Origin of the sequence: Kineosporia sp. A_224, assembly GCF_002198655.1 — a bacterium.
Taxonomy (GTDB): Bacteria; Actinomycetota; Actinomycetes; order Actinomycetales; family Kineosporiaceae; genus R-H-3.
Genome location: NZ_MWLN01000092.1, coordinates 1 through 22,580, shown reverse-complemented (window position 1 = coordinate 22,580; position 22,580 = coordinate 1). Strand labels below are relative to the sequence as shown.

The following is a 22,580-nucleotide window of genomic DNA, read 5'->3' as shown; positions in this document are numbered from 1 at the left end:
ACCTGTGGGACAGCGTTCGGGTCGCTGGATGGAGCTGTCGCAGAGGGGTGGTCGGGGGAGCGTTCCTACAGCCGGGCGAGCGAGGAGAGCTGCCGTGCGAGGTCGGTGAGGTCGCGCACGAGCGCCTCCCGTAGGTCGGTGGTCATCCGGGCCGTGAGCAGGGTCGTGCTCACCGCGGTCGGTGGGTCGGACATGCCGGGGACGGCGACCCCGAGGCACGTGACGCCCTCGGTGTTCTGCTCGTCGTCGACGGCGTAGCCCCGGGCCCGGGTGGCCGTGAGGTCGGCGCGCAGCGACTCCACGGTCCGGTGCGAACGGGGGGTGAGGACCGGCATCTCGTCGACGAGACCGAGCCGGGCCTCCAGCTGGTCCGCCGGCAGGCTCGCGAGCATCGCCTTGCCGAGGGCCGTGACGACGGCGGGCAGCCGCCGTCCGACGTCGCTCGCCAGGCGCACCGGCTGGGTGCCGTCGTGCCGGGCGAGGTACAGCACGTCCGGCCCGTCGAGGACGGCGAGCAGCACCGTCTCCTGGTGGCCGGTGGGGAGCCCGTCGGTGAGCCGGCGGAACTCCGCGACGAGGTCCGTCCCGGCGAGGAAGCCCTGGCCGAGCTCGACGACCTTGTAGCCGAGGGCCCAGCGGGAGTCGGTCCGCCGGACCATCCCGCCGCCCTCGAGCGCGACGCACAGGTTGAGCACCGTGGACTTCGCGAGGTCGAGCCGGCGGGCCAGCTCGGTCAGCGCGAGCGGGCTGCCGCTGCGGGCGAGCTCCTCGAGGAGGGCGACGGCACGGGTCACGGCGGGCGCGGGGGAGTCGACCGAGCGCAGGGAGCGGACGTCAGGCACGGCAGTCATGGTGTCGCACCCCCGCCTGCGTCGTCCGTCAAGTCGTCCGTCAAGTCGTCCGTCAGGTCGTCCGTCAGGTCGTCCGTCAGGTCGTCGGTGAGGTCGAGCAGCACCTTGCCCGAGCGGCGCGGGTCGCCCGCGAGCTCGAGCGCCTCGGCGGCCCGCGCGAGCGGCAGGACGTGCGTGACGACCGGGCCGGTGACGAGCGAGCCGTCCGCGAGCGCCGCGAGGACGTCGTGGATCTCGTGGTCGAACCGGAAGGTGCCGACGAGCTCGACCTCCCGGGTCACGACGAGGTTGCCGGGGAACGGGACGTCGCCGGGCGGGAGCAGCCCGAGGGTCACGACGCGGCCGCTGCGGCGGACGGCGCGCACGCACGTCCCGAGCCCGGCCGGGCTGCCGGAGGACTCGATCGCGACGTCGACCTCGAGCGCGGCGAGCGCCTCGTCGGGGGTGCGGCCGTCGACCGCGGGGGCGTCCGGGCCGACGACGACGGTCGTCGTGGCCCCGACCGCGGCGGCCCGGGCGAGCGGCTCGGCGGCGACGTCGGTGACGACGACCTCCGCCGCGCCGGCGCGGTGCAGCGCGGCGACGACGAGGGCCCCGATCGGGCCGGCGCCGGTGACGAGCACCCGGGCGCCGCGGACGTCGCCGGCCCGGGAGACGGCGTGCCAGGCGACCGCGGCGGGCTCGGCGACGGCGGCGTCGAGCAGCGACAGCCCGTCGGGAAGGGCGATGACCTGGTCGGCCGGGACGACGAGGACGTCGACGAGGCCGCCCTGGACGTGCGGCAGGTGCGCGGCGCTGCCGAGGTAGCGGACGGCGCGGCAGACGTTGCGCCGTCCCGACCGGCACTCCGGGCAGGTGCCGCACGGGGTCGCCGGGTGGACGGCGACCGGCGTGCCGGGCGCGGGCGCCCCCGTGGCGCCCGGCCCGGCGGCGAGCACCGTGCCGACGACCTCGTGCCCGAGGGTCAGCGGCTCGCGCAGGTAGAAGTCGCCGACCCGGCCGTGCCGCCAGTAGTGCAGGTCGGAGCCGCAGACGCCGCCGTAGGCGATCCGGACGGCGACCTGGCCGGGGCCGGGGACCGGCGCCGGGTGCTCCTCGACGCGGACGTCGCCGGCGCCGTGGGCGACGAGCGCGCGGACGGTCCGGGTGCTGGTGCTGCTGGTCACCGGTGCCACTCAGACCACCGCCGTCATGCCGCCGTCGACGTGCACGACCTGCCCGTTGACGAAGTCGGACGCACCGGACGCGAGCCACAGCAACGTCCCGACGAGCTCCTCGGGCCGGCCCCAGCGGCGGGCCGGGGTGCGCCCCCTGACCCACGCGTCGAACTCGGGGTCGTTGACGAGGGCCGAGGTGAGCACGGTGTCGAAATAGCCCGGCGCGATCGCGTTCGCCTGGACGCCCGACGGCCCCCACTCGGCGCACATCGTCCGGGTGAGCATGGCGATGCCGCCCTTGCTCGCGGCGTACGGGGCGATGCCGGGCCGGGCGAGCCGGGCCTGCACGGAGGCGATGTTGACGATCTTGCCCGTGCCGCGCGCGAGCATCCCGCGGGCGACGGCCCGGCCGACGAGGAACGGCCCGGTGAGGTTCGCCGCGAGCACCCGGTTCCAGTCCGCGACGTCGAGGTCGAGCATCGGGACCCGGTGCTGCACCCCGGCGTTGTTCACGAGGACGCCGATCGGCCCGACGGTGCTCTCGACGCCGGCGACGGCGGCCGCGACGGCCGCGTCGTCGGTGACGTCGAACGCCGACGCGTGCACGGTGGCACCGGTGCGTGCCGCGAGGTCCTTGCGGGCGGCCTCGAGGGCCTCGCCGTCCCGGGCGTTGAGGACGACGGTGGCGCCGGCGCCGACGAGCCCCTCGGCGAGCGCGGCACCGATGCCACGGCTGCTGCCCGTGACGAGGGCGACGGTGCCGGTGAGGTCGAACGGGTTGCTGGTCATGAGACGGCTCCGGCGTTCGGGGCAGGTCGGGCGGCGGTGGCGGGCCCGGCGAGCGCGGCGAGGCCGTCCGGGGCGAACAGCGTCACGAGCGCCGCGTGGTCGGCGTCCGGCATGGTCGCGGCGAGCGCGGTGGCGTGCCCGCGGACGACGTCCGCGGCCGGGGTGGCGACGCCTGACGCGGTGGCGAGGTCGGCGACGATGCCGAGGTCCTTGGCGAAGAGCGAGACGGCGCCGACGGTGCGGAAGTCGCCGCGGATCATCCGGTCCCCGGCGAGGTCGAGGACCGGGGAGGCCGCGTACCCGCCGAGCAGTGCGGTGCGGACCAGTGCCGGGTCGACCCCGTTGGCCGCGGCCAGCGCGAGCGCCTCGGCCACGGCCTCGATCGTGCACGCGACGACGAGCTGGTTGGCGGCCTTGGTGACCTGCCCGGCGCCCGGCCCGCCGCAGTGCACGACGGTGCCGGCGAACAGGTCGAGGACCGGGCGGGCGGCGCCGAGGTCCGCGGCGTCCCCGCCCGCCATGACCGACAGCGTGCCGCGGCCGATCGCGGACGGGCCGCCGCTCACCGGGGCGTCGAGCGCGCCGTGGCCGAGGGCTGCGAGGTCGGCGTGCAGCGAGCGGGCGTCGGCGGGCGAGCACGTGCTCGTGTCGACGAGCAGCAGACGGCGCCCGGCGGGCAGTCCCGCGAGCAGCCCGGCCGGACCCTCGACGACGGCGCGCACCTGCGGTCCGGCGGTGACCGCGACGAGGACGACGACCGGGGCCGGGGCCGGGGTGCGGGCCGCCACCGCGGCGGCGACCTCGGCGGGGGTGTCGACGAGGGTCGTGCGGGCCGTGCCGGCGACGGCGTCCCGGGAGGACCGCGAGCGGCTCGTCGCGACGACGTCGGCGCCCTGCCCGGTGATCCGGTGCAGGGTGGCCGCGCCCATGACGCCGAGGCCGACGAGACCGGTGACGATCCCGGTGCCGGTCACGACGTCCCTCCGGCGAGGTCGGACGGCGAGCAGCCGCGGGTGCGGGTGTCGATCCGGTAGAGCCCCGCCGTCGCGGCGACGAAGAGCGTCGAGCGGTCCGGGCCGCCGAAGCAGACGTTGCCGACCTTCTGCGGGACCGGGACGGCGCCGAGGCGCACGCCGTCCGGCGCGAAGACCTGGACGGCGTCCTCGCTCGAGGTCCAGACGTTGCCGTGGACGTCGACCCGGAACCCGTCGGCGACCCCGGGGGAGACCTCGGCGAACGTCCTGCCGTTCTTGGCGTACCGGCCGTGGACGACGTCGTAGACGCGGATGTGGTGGTTCGCGGCGAGGAAGTGCCCCAGGCCCGCGGCGACCGCGGTGTCGGCGACGTAGAGCAGCGACTCGTCGGGCGAGAACGCGAGCCCGTTCGGCTCCTCGACGTCGACGACGACGGGGGTCACCTCGCCGGTCGCCGGGTCGAACCGGAAGACGAGGTGGTCGCCGTACTCGCGCGTGCCGAGGTGGCCCTCGTGCGCCTGGATGATCCCGTAGGCAGGGTCGGTGAACCAGATCGTGCCGTCGGACTTCACGACGACGTCGTTGGGGGAGTTGAAGCGGACCGGACCCGTGGGGGAGGTCCAGCGGTCGACGAGGACGTGCGTGGTGCCGTCCGGCTCGGTGCGCTCGATGCCGCGCCGGCCGTGCGAGCAGGCGACGACCCGGCCCTGCAGGTCGAGGGTGCGGCCGTTCGTGAACTCGACGTCGGTGCGGTGCACCGTCACCCCGCCGCCGGCCGCGTCCCAGCGCAGGATCCGGTTGCCGGGGATGTCGGACCAGATCACGGCGTCCTCGGCCGGCAGGTACACCGGCCCCTCGGACCAGGCGGCGTCCCCGCCGAGCCACTGCGCGGCGACGCCCGCGTCGACGAGGTCGAGCATGCGGGGGTCGTCGACGACGACCGCTCCGGATCCGTTCTCGTGCAGCATGTTGCTCGTGGTGTCGCTCATGACGGGCCTCCCGACGGCAGCAGGGACGCGTCGAAGAATCCCATGAGCGCCGCGCTGTCGGCGTCCCCGTGGCCCTGTGTCACGAGCCAACGGTTGAGCTCGCACACCAGTGACGTGAGCGGCAGCGGGACGCCGACGCCGCGGCCGTGGTCGCGCGCGGTGTCGAGGTCCTTGACCATGTTGGCGATCCGGCCCGTCGGGGTGAGGTCCCCGGTCGCGAACTTGACGAAGAACTCCTGCAGCAGCGCGGAGTCCGCCCGGCCGCCGGTGAGGGCGCCGAGCACGTCCGCGGGCCGCAGGCCCTCGGCGCGCACGAGTGCGGCGGCCTCGGCGATCGCGGAGAACGCCGCCCCGACGAGCACCTGGTTGACGAGCTTGACGACCTGGCCGCTGCCGGCCGGACCGAGGTGGGTGACCCGGGCCGCGAGGTGGTCGAGCACGCCGCGGGCGCGGTCGACGTCCGCCTCGGCGCCGCCGACCATGAGGGCGAGCCGGCCCTCGGCCGCGGCCGGGGCGCCGCCGGAGAGCGGGGCGTCGACCCAGGCGGCGCCGCGGTCCGCCGCGGCGGCGGCGAGGTCTCGGGTCGACACCGGGTCGATGCTCGACATGTCGACGACGAGCAGCGGGGCCGCACCGTCGGGGCGCGCGGCGGCGAGCAGGCCCACCTCGCCGAGGACGACCTCGCGGACGACGGCCGCGGTGTTCAGCGAGAGGACGACGACGTCGCAGGCCGCGGCCAGGGCGGCGAGGTCCGCGCAGTCGGTCGCGCCTGCGGCCACGAGCGCGGCGCGGGCCTGCGGCCGGACGTCGTGGACGGCCACGGCGAGCCCGTCGGCGAGCAGCCGCCCGGCGATCGCGGACCCCATGACGCCGAGACCGACGACACCGACCGGCGGGGCGTCGTCCGCCATGCCGCACCTCCGTCGTCGTCGACCAGCACCGCACCGGGCTGTGCCAGATATGGAACGCCGTTCAGCCTGTGGAACACAAGAGAGAATCGGTCTCGACTCGGTAACAGCCGACCGGTGTCCTGCGCCGCGCTGCGACGCGCCGTGACCGACGGCGGATGTGCGGTCGCTCCCGGTGGCATAGCGTGATTCCCCAGGAGGTGGGGCCCGTGAGCACGGACGAAGCGGCACGAACCCAGGCGGCGGTCGAGAAGGTGGCGGCCGACGTCGAGCGCGCCGCTCTGGACGGCGAGGTCGTCGCGCGGCGCAGCAACGACCCGGCGACGATCGAGGCCGAGATCGCCCGGCGCCGCGAGCACCTCGCCGCCACCGTCGACGAGCTCGTCGAGCGGGCGCACCCGAAGGCACTCGCCGCCCGCGGCGTCGAGGACGCCAAGGGCCGGCTGCAGGCCGCCGTCTACACACCGCAGGGCGACCTGCGGGCCGAGCGCGTCGGCGCCGTCGCGGCCGCGGTCGCGCTGTTCGTGCTGCTGTCCGTCGTGCTGCGCCGCCGCCGCCGGAAGGGCTGAGCGGCTCCGTGCGCCGGCTGCCGCCCGGGGTCGTCCCCGAGGTGCCCGGACCCGGCCAGGAGTCGGTGTGGGACTACCCGCGCCCGCCCCGCGTCGAGCCGTCGTCCGAGCGCGTCGTCGTCGTGCTCGGCGGGCTCGTCGTCCTCGAGACCCGGCGGGCGCTGCGGGTGCTCGAGACGAGCCACCCGCCGACCTACTACCTGCCGCTCGTGGACGCCGCCGAGGGCGCGTTCCGGCCCGCGGCCGGGTCGTCGTGGTGCGAGTTCAAGGGCATGGCGGGCTACCTCGACGTCGTCGGCGGGGCCGGTCCGGACGGCGCCCCGTGCGTCGCGCCGTCCGCCGCCTGGACCTACCCCGACCCGACGGCCGGCTACGCGGCGCTCGCCGGCCACGTCGCGCTCTACCCGGACCGGATGGACCGCGTGACCGTCGACGGCGAGACCGTGCGCGGCCAGGACGGCGGCTTCTACGGCGGCTGGGTGACGCAGCGCGTCGTCGGGCCGTTCAAGGGGGTCCCGGGCAGCCGGTTCTGGTGACCGGGCAGTACCGTTCGGGGCATGACGACCCCGACGGCCGCGCCGCTCGGCGGGACCGACGCGGCCCGCCTGCCCATCCGGATGCTCCACGACCGGGTGCTCGTCTCGACCGACGGCGAGGCCGGGGAGCGGCGCTCGACCGCGGGCATCGTCATCCCGGCGACGGCCGCCGTCGGCAAGCGCCTCGCGTGGGCCGAGGTCGTCGCCGTGGGCCAGAACGTCCGGCACGTCGAGGTCGGCGACCGGGTGCTCTTCGACCCCGAGGACCGCTCCGAGGTCGAGCTCGGCGGCGGCCAGTACGTGCTCCTGCGCGAGCGGGACCTCCACGCCGTCGCGGCACCGCGCGTCGCGGACGGTCAGACCGGCCTGTACCTCTGAGGCGTCGGGTGACCGGCGTGGACCCCGTGACGGCGGACCCGGCGACCCCGGCGCGTCCTGCGCGCCCCGGGCGCCCCGGGCCGCGCCGCAACGCGCGGTACACCGGCCTCGACGCGGACGGGCCGCTGCCGCTCGACATGCTCCGCGCCGTCCCGGCGATCCGGCGCGACCCGCTGACGTTCCTCGAAGGGCTCGTCGCCCGGTACGGCGACCTCGTCGCGTTCCCGATGCCGCGCGGCCAGGTGCTCCTGATGAACACCCCTGACGGCGCGCGCCGGGTGCTCGTCGACAACGCCCGGGCCTACGGCAAGGCGACGGTGCAGTACGGCGCGCTGTCGCTCGTCACCGGCGCCGGCCTGCTGACGACGGACGGCGAGGTGTGGCGCCGGCACCGCCGGGTCGCCCAGCCCGCGTTCCACCCGCGCTCGCTCGAGTCCGTCGCGCAGGCCGCGGGGACGGCGGCGCAGCGGATGCGCGCGGAGTGGGACGCCGCCGGGCCGGGCGGGGTCGTCGACGCCGACGGCGCCGCGATGCGCGCCATGCTCGAGGTCGTCGGCCGCACGCTGTTCGCGGCAGACCTGCGCCCGGTCGGCGAGCGCGTCGTCGGGGCGGTCGACGCCGCGCTGCACGCGGTCGTGCGGACCGCGTCGTCCCCGCTGCCCGGCTGGCTGCCCACGCCGCGCCGGCGCCGGCTGCGCCGGGCCGTCGCGACCCTCGACGCGGTGTGCGCGGACCTCGTCGCGCAGCGCCGGGCCTGTGGGGTCGGCCCGGAGGACGGCGACGTCCTCGCCCTGCTCCTCGCCGCGGTCGACGCGGGGGAGGCCGGGGCCGACGGCGGCCTCGCGCCCCGCGAGGTCCGCGACGAGATCCTCACGCTCGTCATCGCCGGTCATGAGACCGTTGCGTCCTCCCTCACGTGGACCCTCGACCTGCTCGCCTCGTCGCCGGACGTGCAGGCGCGGCTGCACACCGAGCTGGACGCCGTCCTCGCCGGTCGCGCACCGGGGTGGGACGACGTCCCGCACCTGCCGTACACCCGCGCCGTCGTCGACGAGGCCCTGCGGCTCTACCCGCCGGCCTGGGTCATCACCCGCCGCGCGCTCGCGGACGACGTCGTGAGCGGCGTCGCGATCCCGGCCGGGACGCTCGTCGTGCTCAGCCCGTGGCTGCTGCACCGCCGTCCGCAGTCGTGGCCCGACCCGCGCCGGTTCGACCCGGGGCGCTTCCTCGGCGACGCCCCGCCGTCCCGCGGGCCCGCGCGTGGCGACTACGTGCCGTTCGGTGCCGGCCCCCGGCTGTGCATCGGCCGCGACATGGCGGTCGTCGAGTCGGTCCTCGTGCTCGCCGGCCTGCTCCGCGACCGCACGGTGACCCGCCCCGCCGGGGTCGCGCCGCCGTCCGTCGACGCCCTCGTGACCCTGCGCCCCCGCGGCGGCCTCCCGCTCCGCCTCACCCCCCGCTGACGCATGGCTGACGCACGTCTGCACGCAGGTTGCTACGCGTGCTCGATCAGTGCCCGGCTCGGGGCGTTGCCCGTGCGGGACGCCGCGTGGGTCGAGGGCGGGTGGTACCTCGCGCACAACTTCGAGGGCGGTCTGCCCGGGTGGTTGGTGCTCGTGCCGCAGCGGCACGTCGTCGCGCTCGACGAGCTGACCGAGGCGGAGGGCGAGGCGATGGGCCGGCTGCTCGTCCGGGTCACGGCGACGCTGCGCGCGGTCGTCGGGTGCACGAAGACGTACACGTTGCTGCTCGCGGAGAAGCCGGGCTTCGCGCACCTGCACGTGCACGTCGTCCCCCGGATGCCCGACCTGCCGCCGGACCGGGTCGGTCCGCGGATCTTCGGCTACGCGGACGACGAACCCGTCTCGGAGAGCGAGCGCGACCGGATCTCCGGCCTCGTCCGCGACCATCTGGCGAGCCACTGACAACAGGCCCGCTCACGCTCACGTCAGGTACCGGAATCAGCGGTCCGGAGCGCCCGGAACGGTACCGGGCGCGAGCATGAGCAGGGTGGTGTGGCGGGTCCGGCGGGTCGGTCAGGCGGTGAGGCGGACCGGGACGACGACGACCGGGCACGAGGCGAGGCGGACGCAGGCGCGGGCGACGGAGCCGACGGTCGCGCCGCCGGGTTCGGCGTGGCTGCCGACGACGAGCAGGCGGGCGCGGCGGGACTCCTCGAGGAGCAGACTGGCCGCGTCGCCCTCGCCGAGGACGGTCTCGATCCGGCAGTGCACGGGGCCGAAGCGGCGCAGCACCCGGGCGAGCTGCTCCTCCTGGAGCTGGCGGGCCTGCTCCACCTGACGGGCGGCGCGGCCGCCGACAGCGGCCAGGAGCCGGGCGTCCCACGACCAGGCGGTGACGGCGCGCACCGGGGCGCCCTGCTCCTGCGCCTCGCGCAGGGCCCACTCGAGGGCCAGTTCGCCGCCGACGCCGCCGTCGAGCCCGACGAGCACCGGGGGCGTGACGTCGAACGGGGTCCGCGGCGACGGCGGTCGCCAGGCGGGTGACGCGATGAGGTCCCAGGCCTCGTCGCGGACGTCGCCGCGCACGGGGTGCTCGGCGTCGTCTTCGGTCCGGTCGCTCATGTCCCTCACCTCCACGCCAGGGCGGCGTCCCCCGCTGGTCGTTGTCAGCGTCGGCCACGCCCGTGGCACACCCCCCGGGCCCTAGGTCGCCCCGGGCCGGTGACGGACCCGTGAGCGTTCACGGATCCGTCACCCGCCGGGTCCTAGGTCACGCACCGACGACGGATCGCGCCGCAGCCGGGCCCGTCAGGCCGGCCGGACCGCGTGGTCCGCCGTCCAGGCGAGCAGGTCGTCGAGCGCCCACGCGGACACGACGCGGTCGGCGGTCACGCCGCACTCCTCGCCGCGGGCGCATCCGTACGGCTGCCAGTCGAGCTGGCCGGGGGCGTGCGCGTCGGTGTCGACGGAGAAGATGCACCCCGCCTCGACCGCCTGCCGCAGAAGGCGTCGGGGCGGGTCGAGCCGCTCCGGGCGGGAGTTGATCTCGACCGCGACGCCGTGCTCGACGCACGCGGAGAACACCTTCTCGGCGTCGAAGCGGGACTCGGCCCGAGGCTTGCCCGTGCGGGTGTTCGTCGTGACGTACCGGCCGGTGCAGTGCCCGAGGATGTCGACGTGCGGGTTCGAGACCGCGGCGACCATCCGCCGGGTCATCGCGGCCGGCTCCATCTGCAGCTTGCTGTGCACGCTCGCGACGACGACGTCGAGCTCGGCGAGCAGGTCCTCGGTCTGGTCGAGCGAGCCGTCGTCGAGGATGTCCACCTCGATCCCCGTGAGCAGCCGGAACGGGGCGAGCTGCTCGTTGAGCCGCGCGACGACGTCCAGCTGCCGGCGCAGCCGCTCCGCGGTGAGCCCGCGCGCGACGGTGAGCCGTGGCGAGTGGTCGGTGAGGGCGGTGTACTCGTGCCCGAGCTCGAGCGCCGTGACCGCCATGTCCTCGATCGGCGACCCGCCGTCCGACCAGTCCGAGTGGCAGTGCAGGTCCCCGCGCAGCGCCGCGCGCAGCGTGCCGCCGCCCTCGACGAGCGGCCCGCCGACCTCGCGCTCGAGCCGCGCTAGGTACTCGGGCTCCTCGCCGCGCAACGACGCCGTGATGACCTTCGCCGTCGAGTCCCCGACCCCCTTGAGCGCCGTGAGCTCGCCGCGTGCCACGGCCTCCTCGAGCCGGCCCGCGGGCAGGACGGCGATGGCCGTCGACGCGCCACGGAACGCCTTCACCTTGTAGCTGGACTGCAGGCTGCGCTCGAGGAGGAAGGCGATCCGGCGCAGGTCGGCGACGGGGTCCCGGGGGGACGGCGAGGAGCTCACCGCCCCAGGGTGCCGTACCCGATCAGTCTCGGCATGCGCTCAGCCTCGAAACCGCTTCAGCCCTGGCAGGGCGACGTCCCGGCCGGCGGGAGCGCGCCGGAGACGATCCCGGCGAGGAAGTCCGGCAGCGGGCGCGGGTCCGCGACCGGCGCCCAGCGGCCGCTCTCCAGCGTGTAGTCCCAGCTCTCGCCCTCGACGACGAGCTGCTCGACCGCCGCGAGGAGCCGGTCGACGTCCTCGGACGACGACCCGACCCCGAGCGAGGCGCGCACCGCGCCGTCGCCGTGGCCGAGCCTGGCGAGCAGCGGGTGCGCGCAGAACTTGCCGTCGCGCACGCCGATGCCGTGCTCGGCGGACAGGTACGCGGCGACCCGGCCCGGGTCGTGGCCGGCGACGGTGAAGCCGACGACGCCGACCCGGTCGGGGGAGTCCGCCCAGATCCGGAGCACCTCGACGCCCGGGATCCGGGTGAGGCCGTCCTCGAGGTGCGCTACGAGGGACGCCTCGTGCGCCTCGAGCGCGCCCTCCGGCAGCCCGGCGAGGTCGCGGCACGCCTGCGCGAGCGCCGCCGCGCCGAGCACGTTCGGGGTGCCGCCCTCGTGCCGCTGCGGGGCGGGTGCCCACTCGGCGGTGCCGCCGTCGGCGCTGCCGACGTCGACGCTGCCCACGTCGACGGTGCCGACGTCGACGGTGCGGACCGCGCCGCCGCCGGCGAGGTAGGCCGGTGCGGCGTCGAGCCAGTCCCGGCGGCCCACGAGGACGCCCGCGCCGAACGGGGCGTAGACCTTGTGGCCGGAGAACGCGAGGTAGTCGGCGCCGATCGCGGCGAGGTCGACGCGGCGGTGCGGCACGAGCTGGGCGCCGTCGACGACGACCCGGGCGCCGTGCGCGTGCGCGATCCGGACGACGTCCGCGACGGGCAGCACCTCGCCGGTGACGTTGCTCGCCCCGGTGACGGCGACGAGCGTCGCGGGGCGCTCCGCGAGGGAGGCCTCGAGCGCGGCGAGCGTGCCGGCCACGGTCTGCCCGGCGGGCACGCAGCGGTGCGGCAGCCGGGTCCACGGCAGCAGGTTCGCGTGGTGCTCGACGTCGAGGAAGACGACCTCGCCGCCGCCGGGGCCGTCGGTCGGCACGGCGGAGGCGAGGAGGTTCAGCGCGTCGGTCGTGTTCCGGGTGACGACGACGACGTCGTCCTGGCGGGCGCCGACGAACGCGGCGACCGTGGCCCGGGTGCCCTCGTAGACCGCCGTGCTCACCTGCGAGGCGTACCCCGCGCCGCGGTGCACGCTCGCGTAGTGCTCCAGGCCGCTGCAGACGTGGTCGGCCACGGTCTGCAGGGCCGGCGCGCTCGCGGCGTAGTCGAGGTTGGCGTACCGGACGGTGCCGCCGGCGACGACCGGGCTGCGCAGGTCGCGCCCGACGACGGGCAGCAGCGGGCGGACGACGGGCGCGTACGTGGTGGTGGCGGTGCGGGCCGCGGGTGTGCCCTGCGCACCCGGGTCGGCCGGGGTAGAGGTGTCGTTCTCGAGGTGGGACAGCACAGCAGTCATGGCTCCTCCAGCCGGAGGGACCTCGTCGAGAGGTCCGCGCTTGCCGCTGCCGGTCGGGCAGCGGCCCGGTCCTCACCCGGAGCACCCCACCGCGGAGGAGGGTTGCCGACCAGCGAGCCGGGGCTTGACGCTGGTACTCGTGACCTGGCGTCAACGGTAGGTGAGGGGTCTCGGCCTGTTCAAGGGCCGGACGAATGAGTCTCGGATCGTGAGAAGCGACGTGCACCGCCCGGTCCCGGCGGGGCGTCGTCCGGCTGCGCCGGTCAGGTGGTCGTCGGTGCCGGGTCCCGACGGCCCGCCTTCTGTTCACCTTCTGGATGTTTACTGGCCACATGACGCCCCCCGCCCCCACCCACATCGAGATCGAGCGCAAGCTGGACGCCCCCGCGGGGTTCGTCCTGCCCGACCTCCTCGGCGTCGCAGGGGTGACGGCCGTCTCCGACCCCGTCGAGCACGCCCTCGACGCGACGTACTTCGACACCGAGGACCTGCGGCTGCAGAAGGCCCGGATCACGCTGCGCCGGCGGACCGGCGGCACGGACGGCGGCTGGCACCTCAAGCGGCCGGCGTCCGGCGGTGCCCGCACCGAGGAGCACCACCCGCTGGGCCGGGCCACCCGGGTCGTGCCGCCCGCGCTGCGCGCCGCGGTCGAGGTGCAGGCCCGCGGGGTCGCGATCGTCCCCGTCGTCCGGCTGCGGACGACGCGCACCGTGCGCAACCTCGTCGGGGCGGACGACGTCGTGCTCGCCGAGGTTGCGGTGGACGCCGTCCACGCGTCGGTGCCCTCGGCCAACGGTCGCTGGACGACGCTCACCGCGTGGGACGAGATCGAGGTCGAGCTCGTCGGCGGTACCGAGAAGCTGCTCGCCAAGGTCGTCAAGGCGTTCGTCAAGGCCGGTGCCGTGGTGAGCGACTCGCCGTCCAAGGTCGCCCGCGCGCTGGCCGCCGCGGGGCGGGTCGCCGCCCCCGGTGCGGAGCCCGCCACCGAGGTGCAGCCGCCCGCCGCGGGCAGCGCCGGCGCCGTCGTCCTGGAGTACCTGCGCGACCAGGTCGCGCACCTGCAGACCCACGACCCGCTGGTCCGGGTCGACGCCGACGACGCCGTCCACCAGATGCGGGTCGCCTGCCGCCGGCTGCGCAGCGCGCTGACGGTGTACCGCCCTCTGCTCGACCGCGAGGTCACCGAGCCGCTGCGCGAGGAGCTCGCGTGGCTCGGCGAGGAGCTCGGCGCCGCCCGGGACGCCGAGGTCGTCCGTGACCACCTGCGCGGCCTCGTCGAGGCCGAGCCCGCGGGCCTCGTCGAGGGCCCGGTCGTCGAGCGGATCGTGCGCACCATGGACGAGCGCTACCGCGCCGCGCACGACGAGGCCCTCGTCACCCTGGACACCCCGCGCTACTTCGCGCTCCTCGACACCCTCGACGCCCTCGTCGCGACCCCGCCGTTCATCAACGGCCCCGCCGGTGCCGAGGGCGCGGCCGCCGACGTCCTGCTGCCGCTGGTCCGCAAGACGTGGAAGCGGGCGGCGCGGCTCGTCGACGCGGCGCACGCCACCGACGACCCGGCCGAGCACGACCTGCTGCTCCACGACGTCCGCAAGGCCGCCAAGCGGGCCCGGTACGCGGGGGAGAGCCTGGTCGCCGCCTTCGGCAAGGACGCCAAGGCGTACGGCAAGCAGATGGCGACCGTGCAGGAGGTGCTCGGCGAGCACCAGGACAGCGTCGTCATCCGCGGCTACCTCGTCGAGCTGTCGGCGGCCGCGCACGCGGCCGGCGAGAGCACGTTCACGTACGGCCGGCTGCACGCCCTCGAGCAGGTGCGCGGCTACACCACCGAGACGGACTTCGACGGGGTCTGGGCGGCGGCGCAGGACCCGGCCTACCGGGCCTGGCTGGGCTGACGGCTCAGGCGGCGCCCGCGCCGCCCTCGACGCGGGCCTTGAGCCCGGCCGTGAACCGGTCGAACGACGGCTGCAGGTCCGGGATCGACCGCGTGACCAGGCCGGCCAGCGGGCCGGTGTACTCCTCGCGCATGACGAGGCGGGTGCCCGCCCCCTGCGCGGAGAGCCGGTAGGTCCGGGTGCCGGTGAACAGGCCCAGGGGCATCCCGCCGCGCCAGGTCATCGCGCCCGGCGGGCTCAGCTCGACGACCTTGACCGGGAAGGCGCGGCCCGGGTTCGCCTCCACCCGCACGGTCACCTTCGCGCCGAGGGCGACGCTCCCCTCGACGCCCAGCACGCCGGAGTCCCACTGCGGCCAGCGGGCGGTGTCTACGAGGACGTCCCAGACGGCGGCGGGCGCGGCGTCGACGTCGACCGTCGACTCGAAGATCGGCATGGCCCGACGCTAGCCCTCGAAGACGACATCTCCTGTCAGGGAGGTCCGGCCGGTCACGACGGGTCGCGGGGAGCGGCCAGGGCCGCGACGAGCCGGTCGAACAGCTCCGCCTGGGCCGGGATGACCACCGCCTTCGCGTCCTCGGGGGTCATCCAGGCGACCCGGTCGATCTCGGGGAAGGTCTGGATCCGCCCCGAGCGCGGCGGCCACTCGGCCTCGTAGGTGTTGCTCACGCACGTGTCCGGGTCGAGGTCGCCCTCGGCGGCCCAGACGGTCACGACCTTGCCGCTCTTCTGGCGGACGCTCCCGAGCGCGAGGAACTCGGTCGCCGGCACCGGCTGCCCGAGCTCCTCGGCGAACTCGCGCAGCGCTGCCGCGAACGGGTCCTCGTCGTCGAGGTACTCACCCTTCGGCACCGACCACGAGCCGACCGTCTTGCGGGCCCAGGCCGGGCCGCCCATGTGCGCGACGAGTACCTCGACACCCCCGGACCCCCTGCGCCACAGCAGGATCCCTGCCGAGCGTCTGCTGGCCACGACGTCCTCCCGTGCTCTGCGGCGGGCCGTCCGGCCCGCCGCCACCCTAGAACTCGCCGGTGCGCCGCAGCGGGCGGGACCGGCCGTCGGGGTCGTACACCGTGCGGTACAGCGGCACCGACCAGGTGCGGGCCCAGCGTGGCACCGGCTGCGGCCGGTGCACGCGGGCCCGGCCGGGCGGCCGCCCGCCCGCGCGGCGCGCGTGGTGCCAGTCGTCGAGCGCCCGCGCCCGCGCCGACCACAGTTCGGCGCTCGTCACCGGGTCGACGAGCCGGGTGTCGTCCGCCGCGAGCCCGAGGTGCTCGGCCGCCAGACGCATCCGTAGCGTCCGCGGGAGCACCCGGGCGCCGTCCCCGGTGCCGCTCACGTCCCGGGGCTCGCGGGGGTCCCGCTCCGGGTCGAGGACGGCGACCGTGAGCTCGCTGTCCGACGTCCAGGACCTGCGGTTGATGTTGTCGGACCCGCAGGTGACCCACACGTCGTCGACGACGCAGACCTTCGCGTGCACGTAGATCGGCGTCCCGGCGGCGTTCTCGACGTCGTAGACGCCGACCCGGCCCGGGCCCGCCCGGTAGAGCCGGGCCAGGGCGTCGATCTGGCCGAGGCGGTTCGCCGGCCCGGCGAGGGCGTCGTCGGCGTCCGGGTAGCGCGGCACGACGGCGACGACCCGCAGACCGGGAGCCCGGCGCAGCGCCGCGCACAGCGACTCCACGACCTCGCCGGACCACAGGTACTGGTCCTCGAGGTACACCAGGCTGCGGGCGAGCCCGAACGCCGTCCGGTACCCGCGGGCGACGCTGCGCTCGCCGTCCGGGGCGAACGGGTACCGGGGCCGCTTGCGCGGGTAGGTCCGCAGCACCTGGACAGCGTGCCGGCCGGCCGGCGGCGGGTCGGCGAACGCCTCGGGCATCGGCCGGGGGTGGCGGGGCATCCGGGCCAGGCGCTGCGTGAGAAGCCGGTACGGGGTGCGGCGGTCGAGCGGTGTCGGGTCGTTCCAGCGCTCGACGAAGGTGCGCAGCAGGTCGCCGACGACCGGGCCGCGCAGCTCGAACGTCACGTCGTGCCAGGGCGCGCGGCCGCGGTAGCGCCGGTCCATCGGCGGCTGCTGGGGGTCGCCCGCGTGGTCCTCGTCGTCGCGCCGGCCGTGGCACAGGTCGATCCCGCCGACGAACGCGACGTCCCGCTCCGCGTGCCCGGCGTGCTGGACGACGAAGAGCTTCTGGTGGTGCGAGCCGAACCGGCGGACCCGCTGGTCGAGCAGCACCTCGCCGCCGGCCTCGTTGAGCCGCCGGCCGAGCCGCTGGTTCTGCGCCGCGGTGAACGACAGCCGCTCCGAGTGCGAGCGCCACAGCAGGCCCCGGACCTCGACACCGGTCGTCACGAGGTCGCGCAGGACGTCCCCGACCTCGGCGCCGTCGGGCAGCAGCCGCTCGTCGGCGTCGCCGGACCAGTCCGTGAAGAACACCCGGTCACCGGCCGAGAGCGCGCAGAGCACCTCGTGGAGCCGGCGGAAGTACGTCGCGCCGTGCAGGAGCGGGACGACGCGGTTGCCGCCGCACCACGACCCGGGGGAGTCCTCGGGCAGCCGGTCGATCTCGGTGGCGGGGTTGCCGCGCCGGGCCGGGGTGAGGAACCACCGGTGCACCGCAGGGTCGTCCACGCACCCGATCATCGACCCGCACAGGCACCCGCGCACCGGGACGTGACGCCCGCCGACACCAACGGAGACGTCCTCGGCGGTGCCTTCCGGCGACCCCAGGGGTCACCGGCGACACGGACCGCGCCACCGGCGCACATGCGCCGGAGGCGGTCCGACCTGGCCTGACGGGTCGCCGTGGACGGCGGCCCCCCGGGCCTAGAGGATCGAGAAGCCCCGCGCTGCGGGGGTGACCTGCTTGGTGCCCGCCGACCCGAAGTCGACGGTCACGTAGTGCTCGGAGACCGCGACCACACGGCCGAGGCCGCAGTGGTCGTGGGTCACCCGGTCGCCCACGTGGAAGTCAGCCGTCGTGGGGAGGGTGACCTCCTTACGCTGGAACGGGCTGGTCGGAAGCGGTCGGCGCTGGCGAGGAGGGCTCTGCGTCACACCCTTAGTCTGCGCCCTCCGGGCCGATTCTCCGAACACTTCTTCCTGATCCACCCCGGACGGCGTCGTCCGGACGGCCCGGGGGGCACGCCCCGCGGGGCCTTCCGCAGGCCATCGGTCCCGGTCAGGGGCGTGATCACCGCCCCGGGACGGGCTGTGGTCCGGTCGGGTCGAGATCTCGCGCCCGGGTCAAGACCGGGGGCATCCGGACGATCTGACAGGCATGCACTCGTGCGGCCGCGGGTCGGACGGTCGCCGTCACGCGCCCCCGGCGCCGGACGACCGGGGCTTCACGCTGCTCGAGAACGTCCTGGCCGTCGTCCTCGTGGGGCTGGTCCTCGCCTCCGGGGCCGTGACCTTCGTCGGAAGCACCCGGTCGGCCGCGGCCCTGCAGCGGCACCAGACCGCCGTCCGGCTCGCCGCCCAGGCCCTCGGGACGGCGGCCGCCGTCCCCGTGACGGCCCGGGCCGACGGCTGCGTGCCCCTGCTCGACGGCCGGACGGCGTCGGCCGTCACCCAGCAGTGGGCGGCGGCGCCCGCCGCGCTCGACCTCGGCGGGACCGACCCGGCGACGACCCCGACGGCCTGCGCGTCCCGCCCGGTCCTCGCGCCGCTGACCGGGCTGCGCACCGGCACCGCGCAGACCGTCTCCGACCCGGTGGTCGTCGGCGGCCAGCAGTTCACCGTGCGGACCTTCGTCGGGACCTGCTCGCTGCCCGTCGCGGGCGGGGCCTGCGTCGCCGCGTCCGGGATCGGGAACGTCACCGCGACGACCGTCTACCGGGTCGTCGTCGCGGTCTCGTGGACGGCGGCCCGCGGCTGCCCCGGCGGCTGCCTCTACACCGCCGCGACGCTGCGCGACGCCTCCGACGACCCGCTCTTCGAGATCCGCCGCCCGACGCCGTCCGTGCCGCGCCTGCTCGTCGCGGTCCCCGGCGACGGCGTCGCCGACCTCACCTGGGCGCTGCCGGCCTCGCCCGGGGACTCGCCGATCCTCGGCTACACCGTCACCGCGACCCCCGGCGACGGCGGCCCCGTCGTCACGGCGACCGCCGGCGCCGCGGCTTCGTCGGCCGGGCTCACGGGCCTCGTCAACGGGGTCACGTACACGGTCCGGGTCGTCGCCACCAACGCGCTGGGCGCCGGCGCCGAGGCCTCGACGACCGTCATCCCCTACCCGGCCGCGGTGATGTCGGGCGCCCGGCTCGCCTGGTGGCTCGACGGCGCGGACCTCTCGACGCTGACGACCGACGCGGCCGGGACGACGTCCGTGACCGGCTCGGGGCAGTCGGTGCGGCGCTGGAAGGACAAGTCCGCCCGCGGGAACGACGCGACCGTCCGGGCCGGGAGCGCCCCGCCGTCGAGCGTCGTGGGTGCGGGCCGCGTCGTCCCGGACTGGGACGGGACGTCGACGTGCCTCTCGGCGGACCCGGTCCTGCTGCCCAACGGGGCGACGCCGAGCACGACGTACGTCGTCGCGACGGCCGCGGACCCGACCCCGGTGACGGCCCCGTACCGCCAGGTCGTCAGCTGGGGCACGCACGTCGACGGCCAGGCGCGGCAGGTCTACAAGGTCGCCGGCAGCGCGCAGGCCGCCGCCGACACGGCGTTCAGCGACACGGCGGTCTCCACGCTCGACTGGTCGCGCACCTCGGCCCAGGTCGTCGGCGCGCAGCACGACCCGGCGCAGGTGGTGCTCTGGGCCGCCGGCCAGTCCGCCGTCGTCCGGGCCACGGCGGCGCTGCGGAGCACCGCGACGGGGGCGGCCGGGCTCGGCTGCACGATCTGGCCGGACGGCACCGTCAACGACCGCTGGCGCGGCCCGATCGAGGAGGTCGTCGTCCTCGAGGGGACGACGACGACCGCGGAGCGCCGGGCGCTCGAGGAGTACCTCGCGCACAAGTGGTCCGCCCCGCTCACCCCGCGCGCACCGGCCGGCGTCACGGTGACGACGGCCGCGCCCGGCAGCCTGGCCGTCGTCTGGGACCCGCCGTCGTGGGACGGCGGCTCGCCCCCGACCGGCTACACGGCGACCGCCTCCCCGGGCGGCCTGACGTGCACGTCGGCCGCGAACGGCTGCGTCCTCACCGGTCTCACCGCTGGGGCGACGTACTCGGTGACGGTGACCGCGACGAACGCCATGGGCGCCGGCCCGGCCTCGGCGGCCCGGACGGGGACGGCATGACCCGTCGGCCGCGCCCGCGGGACGAGGGGACGACCCTCGTCGAGCTGCTCGTCGGCAGCATCCTGCTCACGGTGGTCCTCGCCGTGAGCGCACTGGCGATCACCGGGATGATCCGGACGGCGGGCCGGCTCGACGCGACCGCGGCCTCCGCGCAGGACGCCCGCCGGGCGGTCGACGCCGTCCGCCGCGGGCTGGCGTCCGCCGAGCTCGTCAACCCGCCCGCGACCGTCGGTGCGGACACCTACCTCGAGGCCCGGACCGCGGCCGCGGCAGGCGGTCCCGCGGTCTGCCGGCAGTGGCGCGTCGTCGCGGCGCGGCAGCTGCTGCAGACCCGGACCTGGACCGTGGGCACGACGACGGCGACCGCCTGGGTCACCCTCTCCACCGGGGTCGCGAACACCACGGGCCAGCCGGCCTTCGCGCTGCTCCCCGCGGACGACGACTGGGCGCAGGCCCGGGTCGTCGTCGACCTGCGGCTGCGGCGGGCGACGGGCGGGCCGGTCCCGGCGGGGACCGTGGTCCCGCTGACCGAGGGCTCCGGTGACAGCGGCGGTGTCGCCGCGGAACAGGTCTGCGCGGAGGTGGCGCGGTCATGACCCGTCCCGGCCGGCCGCTCGCCGTGCTGCGGCCCCGGCGGCGCGACGACGAGGGCGTCGGCATGCTCCAGGTCGTCCTCGTGCTGCTCATGACCGCGGCGATGTCCGTCGCGGTGCTCGCGACCGTCGTCGGGGAGGTCCTGCCCACGGCGGCCGAGCGTGCGCGCGAGCGCACCCTGCACGCCGCGGACGCCGGGCTGCAGGCCGGGCTCGCCGCCGTCCGCGCGGCCCGGACGACGGTCGCCGGGACCGGCGAGGTGGGCGACCTGACCCGCCTGCCCTGCGCGACCGCCGCGAACCCGTTGCGCGGCAACGCCGGGGCGACGGTCTCGGTCGACGACGCGTCGCCGACGTCGTACGCGGTCGTCATCCGCTACTACCTCGACGACCCGTCCGGGCACCCCGAGTCCTGGCGCGCGACGAACACGGTCGCATGCGTCACCGGCGGCGGCGCGGTGCAGGCGCCGTACTACGCGCTGCTCCAGTCGGTGGCCACGGCGTCGTCCGAGGGCGGGCTGCCCGCGGGGTGGACGGACCGCTCCGTCGAGGTCGTCTACGCCTTCAACCGCACCGACGCCGGGATCGCCGGCGGGCTCGTCAAGGTCGGGACGTACTCGGTCTCCGCGAACCTGTGCTGGGCCTCCCCGTCCACCGCGCCGGCCACGGGAGCGGTCCCGGTGCTCGCGGCGTGCGACGCGGCCCGCGACGAGCAGCTGTGGTCGTTCCGGGACGACTACTCCGTCGTCCTCGCCGGCACCCAGAGCGCCGTGAGCGGGACCTACGACGGGATGTGCCTGACCGGTGAGCCGCGCGACCGGGCGGACCTCACCGACCACGGCACGGCCCCCGCGGCCGCGACCGCGTCGTCGACGACCGCCGTGACCCCCGACCTCACCGGCCCGGTCGAGGGCTCGGCCCACGCGTTCTCCGGGGCGTCGTCGTGGCTGCGGACGTCGACGTCGTTCGCCGCCCCGGCCGAGGTGACGGTCGCGGCCTGGTTCCGGACGACGGCCCGCAGCGGCACCGTCATCGGCTTCGGCGGCGACTCCGGGACGGCGGGCACGACGGCGGACCGGATGCTCTGGGTCGACTCGGCCGGGCGCCTCGTGTGGGGCGTCTCGCCGACGTCCCGGCGCACGGTCACCTCGACCGGGACGTACGCCGACGGTGCCTGGCACCACGCCGCGGCGTCGGTCGGCTGGGGCGGGACCAAGCTCTACGTGGACGGGGCCCTCGTCGCCTGGGACCCGCTGTGGACGTCGGCCGGGACCACGGCCGGCTACTGGCACATCGGGTGGGGCGGCGAGCTCGTCGCCGGCTGGGTGCAGGCGCCGTCGAACCCGTACTGGCAGGGTTCGCTCGCGCACGTGTCGGTGTGGCCGCGCCAGCTCTGGGACTGGGAGGTGACGAGCGTCGCGACGGCGCCGACGTGGCAGGACGCCACGGGCCTCGCGGCGAGCACCGGGGCCCGCAACCACTGGCCGCTCGGCGGTGCCGCGGACGACGTCGTCCCGTTCCTCGCGCCGTGCGACGGGGGGCCGCACCAGAAGTGGGCGTACAACGACGGCGGCCGGATCGAGCTCGAGCGGTTCGACGCGACGGCGCTGTCCGGTGCCTGCCTCGACGCACCGACGCTCGCCGCCGGGGCGCGCTGACCCTGCAGGCCGACTGCGGTTCGGCCCGTGACTGGGCCCCGAGCTCGGCCGTCGGTGCCGGGGCGGCCGGTGACGTGACCGGCCAGCTCGTCAACTACGGCGAGTTCGGCCGCTGCCTCGACGTGACGGACCAGAAGGTCGCCTGGCCGTACCTCATCGCCTACCCGTGCAAGGCCGACCCGACGCGGCCGGTGCTGTGGAACCAGCGGTTCGTCCACGACCCGGTGACCGGGCTCGTCACGACGCCGGCGCCGACGGGCGCCCACTGCCTGCGCGCGCCGACGACGACGGGCGGGTACGTGCTCACCGTGCCCTGCAACGTCTCCGACACCGCGCAGCACTGGACGAAGCTCGGGGCGACCGGGGCACGCGCCACGGCCTACACGATCACCGACGTCCTGGGTCGATGCCTGTCGCTGGGGACGCCCGGAGAGACGTCGGGCGGGCTCGCGCAGTGGTCGACGATCACCGCGGACTCGTGCGACGGCAGCCGCGTGCAGAAGTGGAACGCCCCGCCGCAGCTCGCCGGGGCCGGGGTCGAGGGATACCGCGAGACGACGCTCGACGGCGAGGACGACTAGGAGACTGCTGAACAAAACGCCGACCGGGGTCCGTCGCTGACCTTGGTCGGTGGGTCAGGCTGGGCTCGTGCAG

General features: G+C 76.1%; 23 protein-coding genes and 1 riboswitch. Of the genes, 10 read left to right on the top strand and 13 right to left on the bottom strand.

Translation table 11 applies throughout. The features are described 5' to 3' along the window. Nucleotides 1-65: 65 nt before the first annotated feature. The 6 genes from EDJALFJO_RS07425 to EDJALFJO_RS07400 are packed head-to-tail and all read right to left on the bottom strand — an operon-like array spanning nt 66 to nt 5,671. A complete protein-coding gene (locus EDJALFJO_RS07425) occupies nt 66-842 on the bottom strand; it encodes an IclR family transcriptional regulator (protein ID WP_198950092.1) in 777 nt (258 codons plus the stop codon). A 5-nt stretch (nt 843-847) separates the two neighbouring features. After that, a complete protein-coding gene (locus tag EDJALFJO_RS07420; RefSeq protein ID WP_088283747.1) occupies nt 848-2,017 on the bottom strand; it encodes an L-idonate 5-dehydrogenase in 1,170 nt (389 codons plus the stop codon). A 9-nt stretch (nt 2,018-2,026) separates the two neighbouring features. Continuing rightward, entirely contained in the window at nt 2,027-2,797 is a 771-nt protein-coding gene (locus tag EDJALFJO_RS07415; RefSeq protein WP_088283725.1) for an SDR family oxidoreductase, read from the bottom strand. After that, nucleotides 2,794-3,771 (bottom strand): NAD(P)-dependent oxidoreductase, encoded by a 978-nt coding sequence (locus tag EDJALFJO_RS07410; RefSeq protein ID WP_088283723.1) that lies wholly within the window; start codon nt 3,769-3,771, stop codon nt 2,794-2,796. The genes EDJALFJO_RS07415 and EDJALFJO_RS07410 overlap by 4 nt, the downstream gene beginning before the upstream one ends. After that, on the bottom strand, nt 3,768-4,760 hold the full coding sequence (locus tag EDJALFJO_RS07405) for an SMP-30/gluconolactonase/LRE family protein (RefSeq protein WP_233149733.1): 993 nt from the start codon (nt 4,758-4,760) through the stop codon (nt 3,768-3,770). Before EDJALFJO_RS07405 ends, EDJALFJO_RS07410 begins: the two co-directional genes overlap by 4 nt. Next, nucleotides 4,757-5,671, bottom strand: a complete 915-nt coding sequence (locus tag EDJALFJO_RS07400) for an NAD(P)-dependent oxidoreductase (RefSeq protein ID WP_088283721.1) — start codon at nt 5,669-5,671, stop codon at nt 4,757-4,759. The genes EDJALFJO_RS07405 and EDJALFJO_RS07400 overlap by 4 nt, the downstream gene beginning before the upstream one ends. Before the next feature lie 206 nt (nt 5,672-5,877). Here EDJALFJO_RS07400 and EDJALFJO_RS07395 point away from each other — a divergent pair, with 206 nt between their 5' ends. The 5 genes from EDJALFJO_RS07395 to EDJALFJO_RS07375 are packed head-to-tail and all read left to right on the top strand — an operon-like array spanning nt 5,878 to nt 9,076. After that, entirely contained in the window at nt 5,878-6,237 is a 360-nt protein-coding gene (locus EDJALFJO_RS07395) for a DUF3618 domain-containing protein (RefSeq protein ID WP_198950091.1), read from the top strand. 8 nt (nt 6,238-6,245) lie between these two features. Beyond that, a complete protein-coding gene (locus tag EDJALFJO_RS07390) occupies nt 6,246-6,773 on the top strand; it encodes a DUF427 domain-containing protein (protein ID WP_088283717.1) in 528 nt (175 codons plus the stop codon). A gap of 21 nt (nt 6,774-6,794) precedes the next feature. Next, nucleotides 6,795-7,151 (top strand): co-chaperone GroES, encoded by a 357-nt coding sequence (locus EDJALFJO_RS07385; protein ID WP_088283715.1) that lies wholly within the window; start codon nt 6,795-6,797, stop codon nt 7,149-7,151. Nucleotides 7,152-7,168: 17 nt separating this feature from the next. Further along, nucleotides 7,169-8,614 (top strand): cytochrome P450, encoded by a 1,446-nt coding sequence (locus EDJALFJO_RS07380; RefSeq protein WP_143448358.1) that lies wholly within the window; start codon nt 7,169-7,171, stop codon nt 8,612-8,614. A gap of 3 nt (nt 8,615-8,617) precedes the next feature. Then, nucleotides 8,618-9,076: an HIT family protein gene (locus EDJALFJO_RS07375; protein ID WP_143448357.1), complete on the top strand. Its 459-nt coding sequence runs from the start codon at nt 8,618-8,620 to the stop codon at nt 9,074-9,076. Between the two features lie 111 nt (nt 9,077-9,187). Here the strand turns inward: EDJALFJO_RS07375 and EDJALFJO_RS07370 are convergent, their stop codons facing one another. From EDJALFJO_RS07370 to EDJALFJO_RS07360, 3 genes are all read right to left on the bottom strand, one after another. Further along, a complete protein-coding gene (locus EDJALFJO_RS07370) occupies nt 9,188-9,736 on the bottom strand; it encodes a universal stress protein (RefSeq protein ID WP_088283709.1) in 549 nt (182 codons plus the stop codon). A gap of 186 nt (nt 9,737-9,922) precedes the next feature. Beyond that, nucleotides 9,923-10,984 carry a PHP domain-containing protein gene (locus EDJALFJO_RS07365; protein ID WP_088283707.1) on the bottom strand — a complete coding sequence of 354 codons (1,062 nt, stop codon included), beginning with the start codon at nt 10,982-10,984 and terminating at the stop codon, nt 9,923-9,925. Nucleotides 10,985-11,040: 56 nt separating this feature from the next. Further along, entirely contained in the window at nt 11,041-12,534 is a 1,494-nt protein-coding gene (locus tag EDJALFJO_RS07360; RefSeq protein ID WP_088283705.1) for an aminotransferase class V-fold PLP-dependent enzyme, read from the bottom strand. A gap of 31 nt (nt 12,535-12,565) precedes the next feature. Continuing rightward, a riboswitch (SAM riboswitch) is annotated at nt 12,566-12,679 on the bottom strand. 187 nt (nt 12,680-12,866) lie between these two features. Between EDJALFJO_RS07360 and EDJALFJO_RS07355 the strand changes: the two genes are divergently transcribed. Next, nucleotides 12,867-14,432, top strand: coding sequence for a CYTH and CHAD domain-containing protein (locus tag EDJALFJO_RS07355; RefSeq protein ID WP_158220325.1), 1,566 nt, complete (start codon nt 12,867-12,869; stop codon nt 14,430-14,432). A 4-nt stretch (nt 14,433-14,436) separates the two neighbouring features. Here the strand turns inward: EDJALFJO_RS07355 and EDJALFJO_RS07350 are convergent, their stop codons facing one another. The 4 genes from EDJALFJO_RS07350 to EDJALFJO_RS35410 all read right to left on the bottom strand — a co-directional run bounded on the left by EDJALFJO_RS07350 (nt 14,437) and on the right by EDJALFJO_RS35410 (nt 17,397). Continuing rightward, nucleotides 14,437-14,868 (bottom strand): SRPBCC domain-containing protein, encoded by a 432-nt coding sequence (locus tag EDJALFJO_RS07350; RefSeq protein ID WP_088283701.1) that lies wholly within the window; start codon nt 14,866-14,868, stop codon nt 14,437-14,439. 53 nt (nt 14,869-14,921) lie between these two features. After that, nucleotides 14,922-15,404 carry an NUDIX domain-containing protein gene (locus tag EDJALFJO_RS07345; RefSeq protein WP_088283699.1) on the bottom strand — a complete coding sequence of 161 codons (483 nt, stop codon included), beginning with the start codon at nt 15,402-15,404 and terminating at the stop codon, nt 14,922-14,924. 46 nt (nt 15,405-15,450) lie between these two features. After that, entirely contained in the window at nt 15,451-17,076 is a 1,626-nt protein-coding gene (locus EDJALFJO_RS07340) for a phospholipase D family protein (protein ID WP_088283743.1), read from the bottom strand. A gap of 183 nt (nt 17,077-17,259) precedes the next feature. Beyond that, nucleotides 17,260-17,397: a hypothetical protein gene (locus tag EDJALFJO_RS35410; RefSeq protein ID WP_233149732.1), complete on the bottom strand. Its 138-nt coding sequence runs from the start codon at nt 17,395-17,397 to the stop codon at nt 17,260-17,262. A 316-nt stretch (nt 17,398-17,713) separates the two neighbouring features. On the opposite strand from EDJALFJO_RS35410, the gene EDJALFJO_RS07330 reads away from it, so the two are divergent. From EDJALFJO_RS07330 to EDJALFJO_RS07315, 4 genes are all read left to right on the top strand, one after another. Continuing rightward, on the top strand, nt 17,714-19,675 hold the full coding sequence (locus tag EDJALFJO_RS07330; protein ID WP_088283697.1) for a fibronectin type III domain-containing protein: 1,962 nt from the start codon (nt 17,714-17,716) through the stop codon (nt 19,673-19,675). Continuing rightward, a complete protein-coding gene (locus tag EDJALFJO_RS07325) occupies nt 19,672-20,271 on the top strand; it encodes a type II secretion system protein J (protein WP_088283695.1) in 600 nt (199 codons plus the stop codon). Before EDJALFJO_RS07330 ends, EDJALFJO_RS07325 begins: the two co-directional genes overlap by 4 nt. Beyond that, the gene (locus EDJALFJO_RS07320; protein ID WP_088283693.1) at nt 20,268-21,926 is read left to right on the top strand and encodes a LamG-like jellyroll fold domain-containing protein; all 1,659 of its coding nucleotides are present in this window, start codon (nt 20,268-20,270) and stop codon (nt 21,924-21,926) included. The genes EDJALFJO_RS07325 and EDJALFJO_RS07320 overlap by 4 nt, the downstream gene beginning before the upstream one ends. Before the next feature lie 74 nt (nt 21,927-22,000). Further along, nucleotides 22,001-22,507 carry a ricin-type beta-trefoil lectin domain protein gene (locus tag EDJALFJO_RS07315; RefSeq protein ID WP_088283691.1) on the top strand — a complete coding sequence of 169 codons (507 nt, stop codon included), beginning with the start codon at nt 22,001-22,003 and terminating at the stop codon, nt 22,505-22,507. Nucleotides 22,508-22,580: the final 73 nt, after the last annotated feature.

Excerpts from the sequence above, each read along its gene's own strand:
- EDJALFJO_RS07415 (WP_088283725.1), bottom strand. The coding sequence starts at position 2,797 with ATGACCAGCAACCCGTTCGACCTCACCGGCACCGTCGCCCTCGTCACG.
- EDJALFJO_RS07405 (WP_233149733.1), bottom strand. The coding sequence starts at position 4,760 with ATGAGCGACACCACGAGCAACATGCTGCACGAGAACGGATCCGGAGCG.
- EDJALFJO_RS07400 (WP_088283721.1), bottom strand. The coding sequence starts at position 5,671 with ATGGCGGACGACGCCCCGCCGGTCGGTGTCGTCGGTCTCGGCGTCATG.
- EDJALFJO_RS07385 (WP_088283715.1), top strand. The coding sequence starts at position 6,795 with ATGACGACCCCGACGGCCGCGCCGCTCGGCGGGACCGACGCGGCCCGC.
- EDJALFJO_RS07375 (WP_143448357.1), top strand. The coding sequence starts at position 8,618 with ATGGCTGACGCACGTCTGCACGCAGGTTGCTACGCGTGCTCGATCAGT.
- EDJALFJO_RS07370 (WP_088283709.1), bottom strand. The coding sequence starts at position 9,736 with ATGAGCGACCGGACCGAAGACGACGCCGAGCACCCCGTGCGCGGCGAC.
- EDJALFJO_RS07360 (WP_088283705.1), bottom strand. The coding sequence starts at position 12,534 with ATGACTGCTGTGCTGTCCCACCTCGAGAACGACACCTCTACCCCGGCC.
- EDJALFJO_RS07355 (WP_158220325.1), top strand. The coding sequence starts at position 12,867 with ATGACGCCCCCCGCCCCCACCCACATCGAGATCGAGCGCAAGCTGGAC.
- EDJALFJO_RS07350 (WP_088283701.1), bottom strand. The coding sequence starts at position 14,868 with ATGCCGATCTTCGAGTCGACGGTCGACGTCGACGCCGCGCCCGCCGCC.
- EDJALFJO_RS07340 (WP_088283743.1), bottom strand. The coding sequence starts at position 17,076 with ATGATCGGGTGCGTGGACGACCCTGCGGTGCACCGGTGGTTCCTCACC.
- EDJALFJO_RS07330 (WP_088283697.1), top strand. The coding sequence starts at position 17,714 with ATGCACTCGTGCGGCCGCGGGTCGGACGGTCGCCGTCACGCGCCCCCG.
- EDJALFJO_RS07325 (WP_088283695.1), top strand. The coding sequence starts at position 19,672 with ATGACCCGTCGGCCGCGCCCGCGGGACGAGGGGACGACCCTCGTCGAG.
- EDJALFJO_RS07320 (WP_088283693.1), top strand. The coding sequence starts at position 20,268 with ATGACCCGTCCCGGCCGGCCGCTCGCCGTGCTGCGGCCCCGGCGGCGC.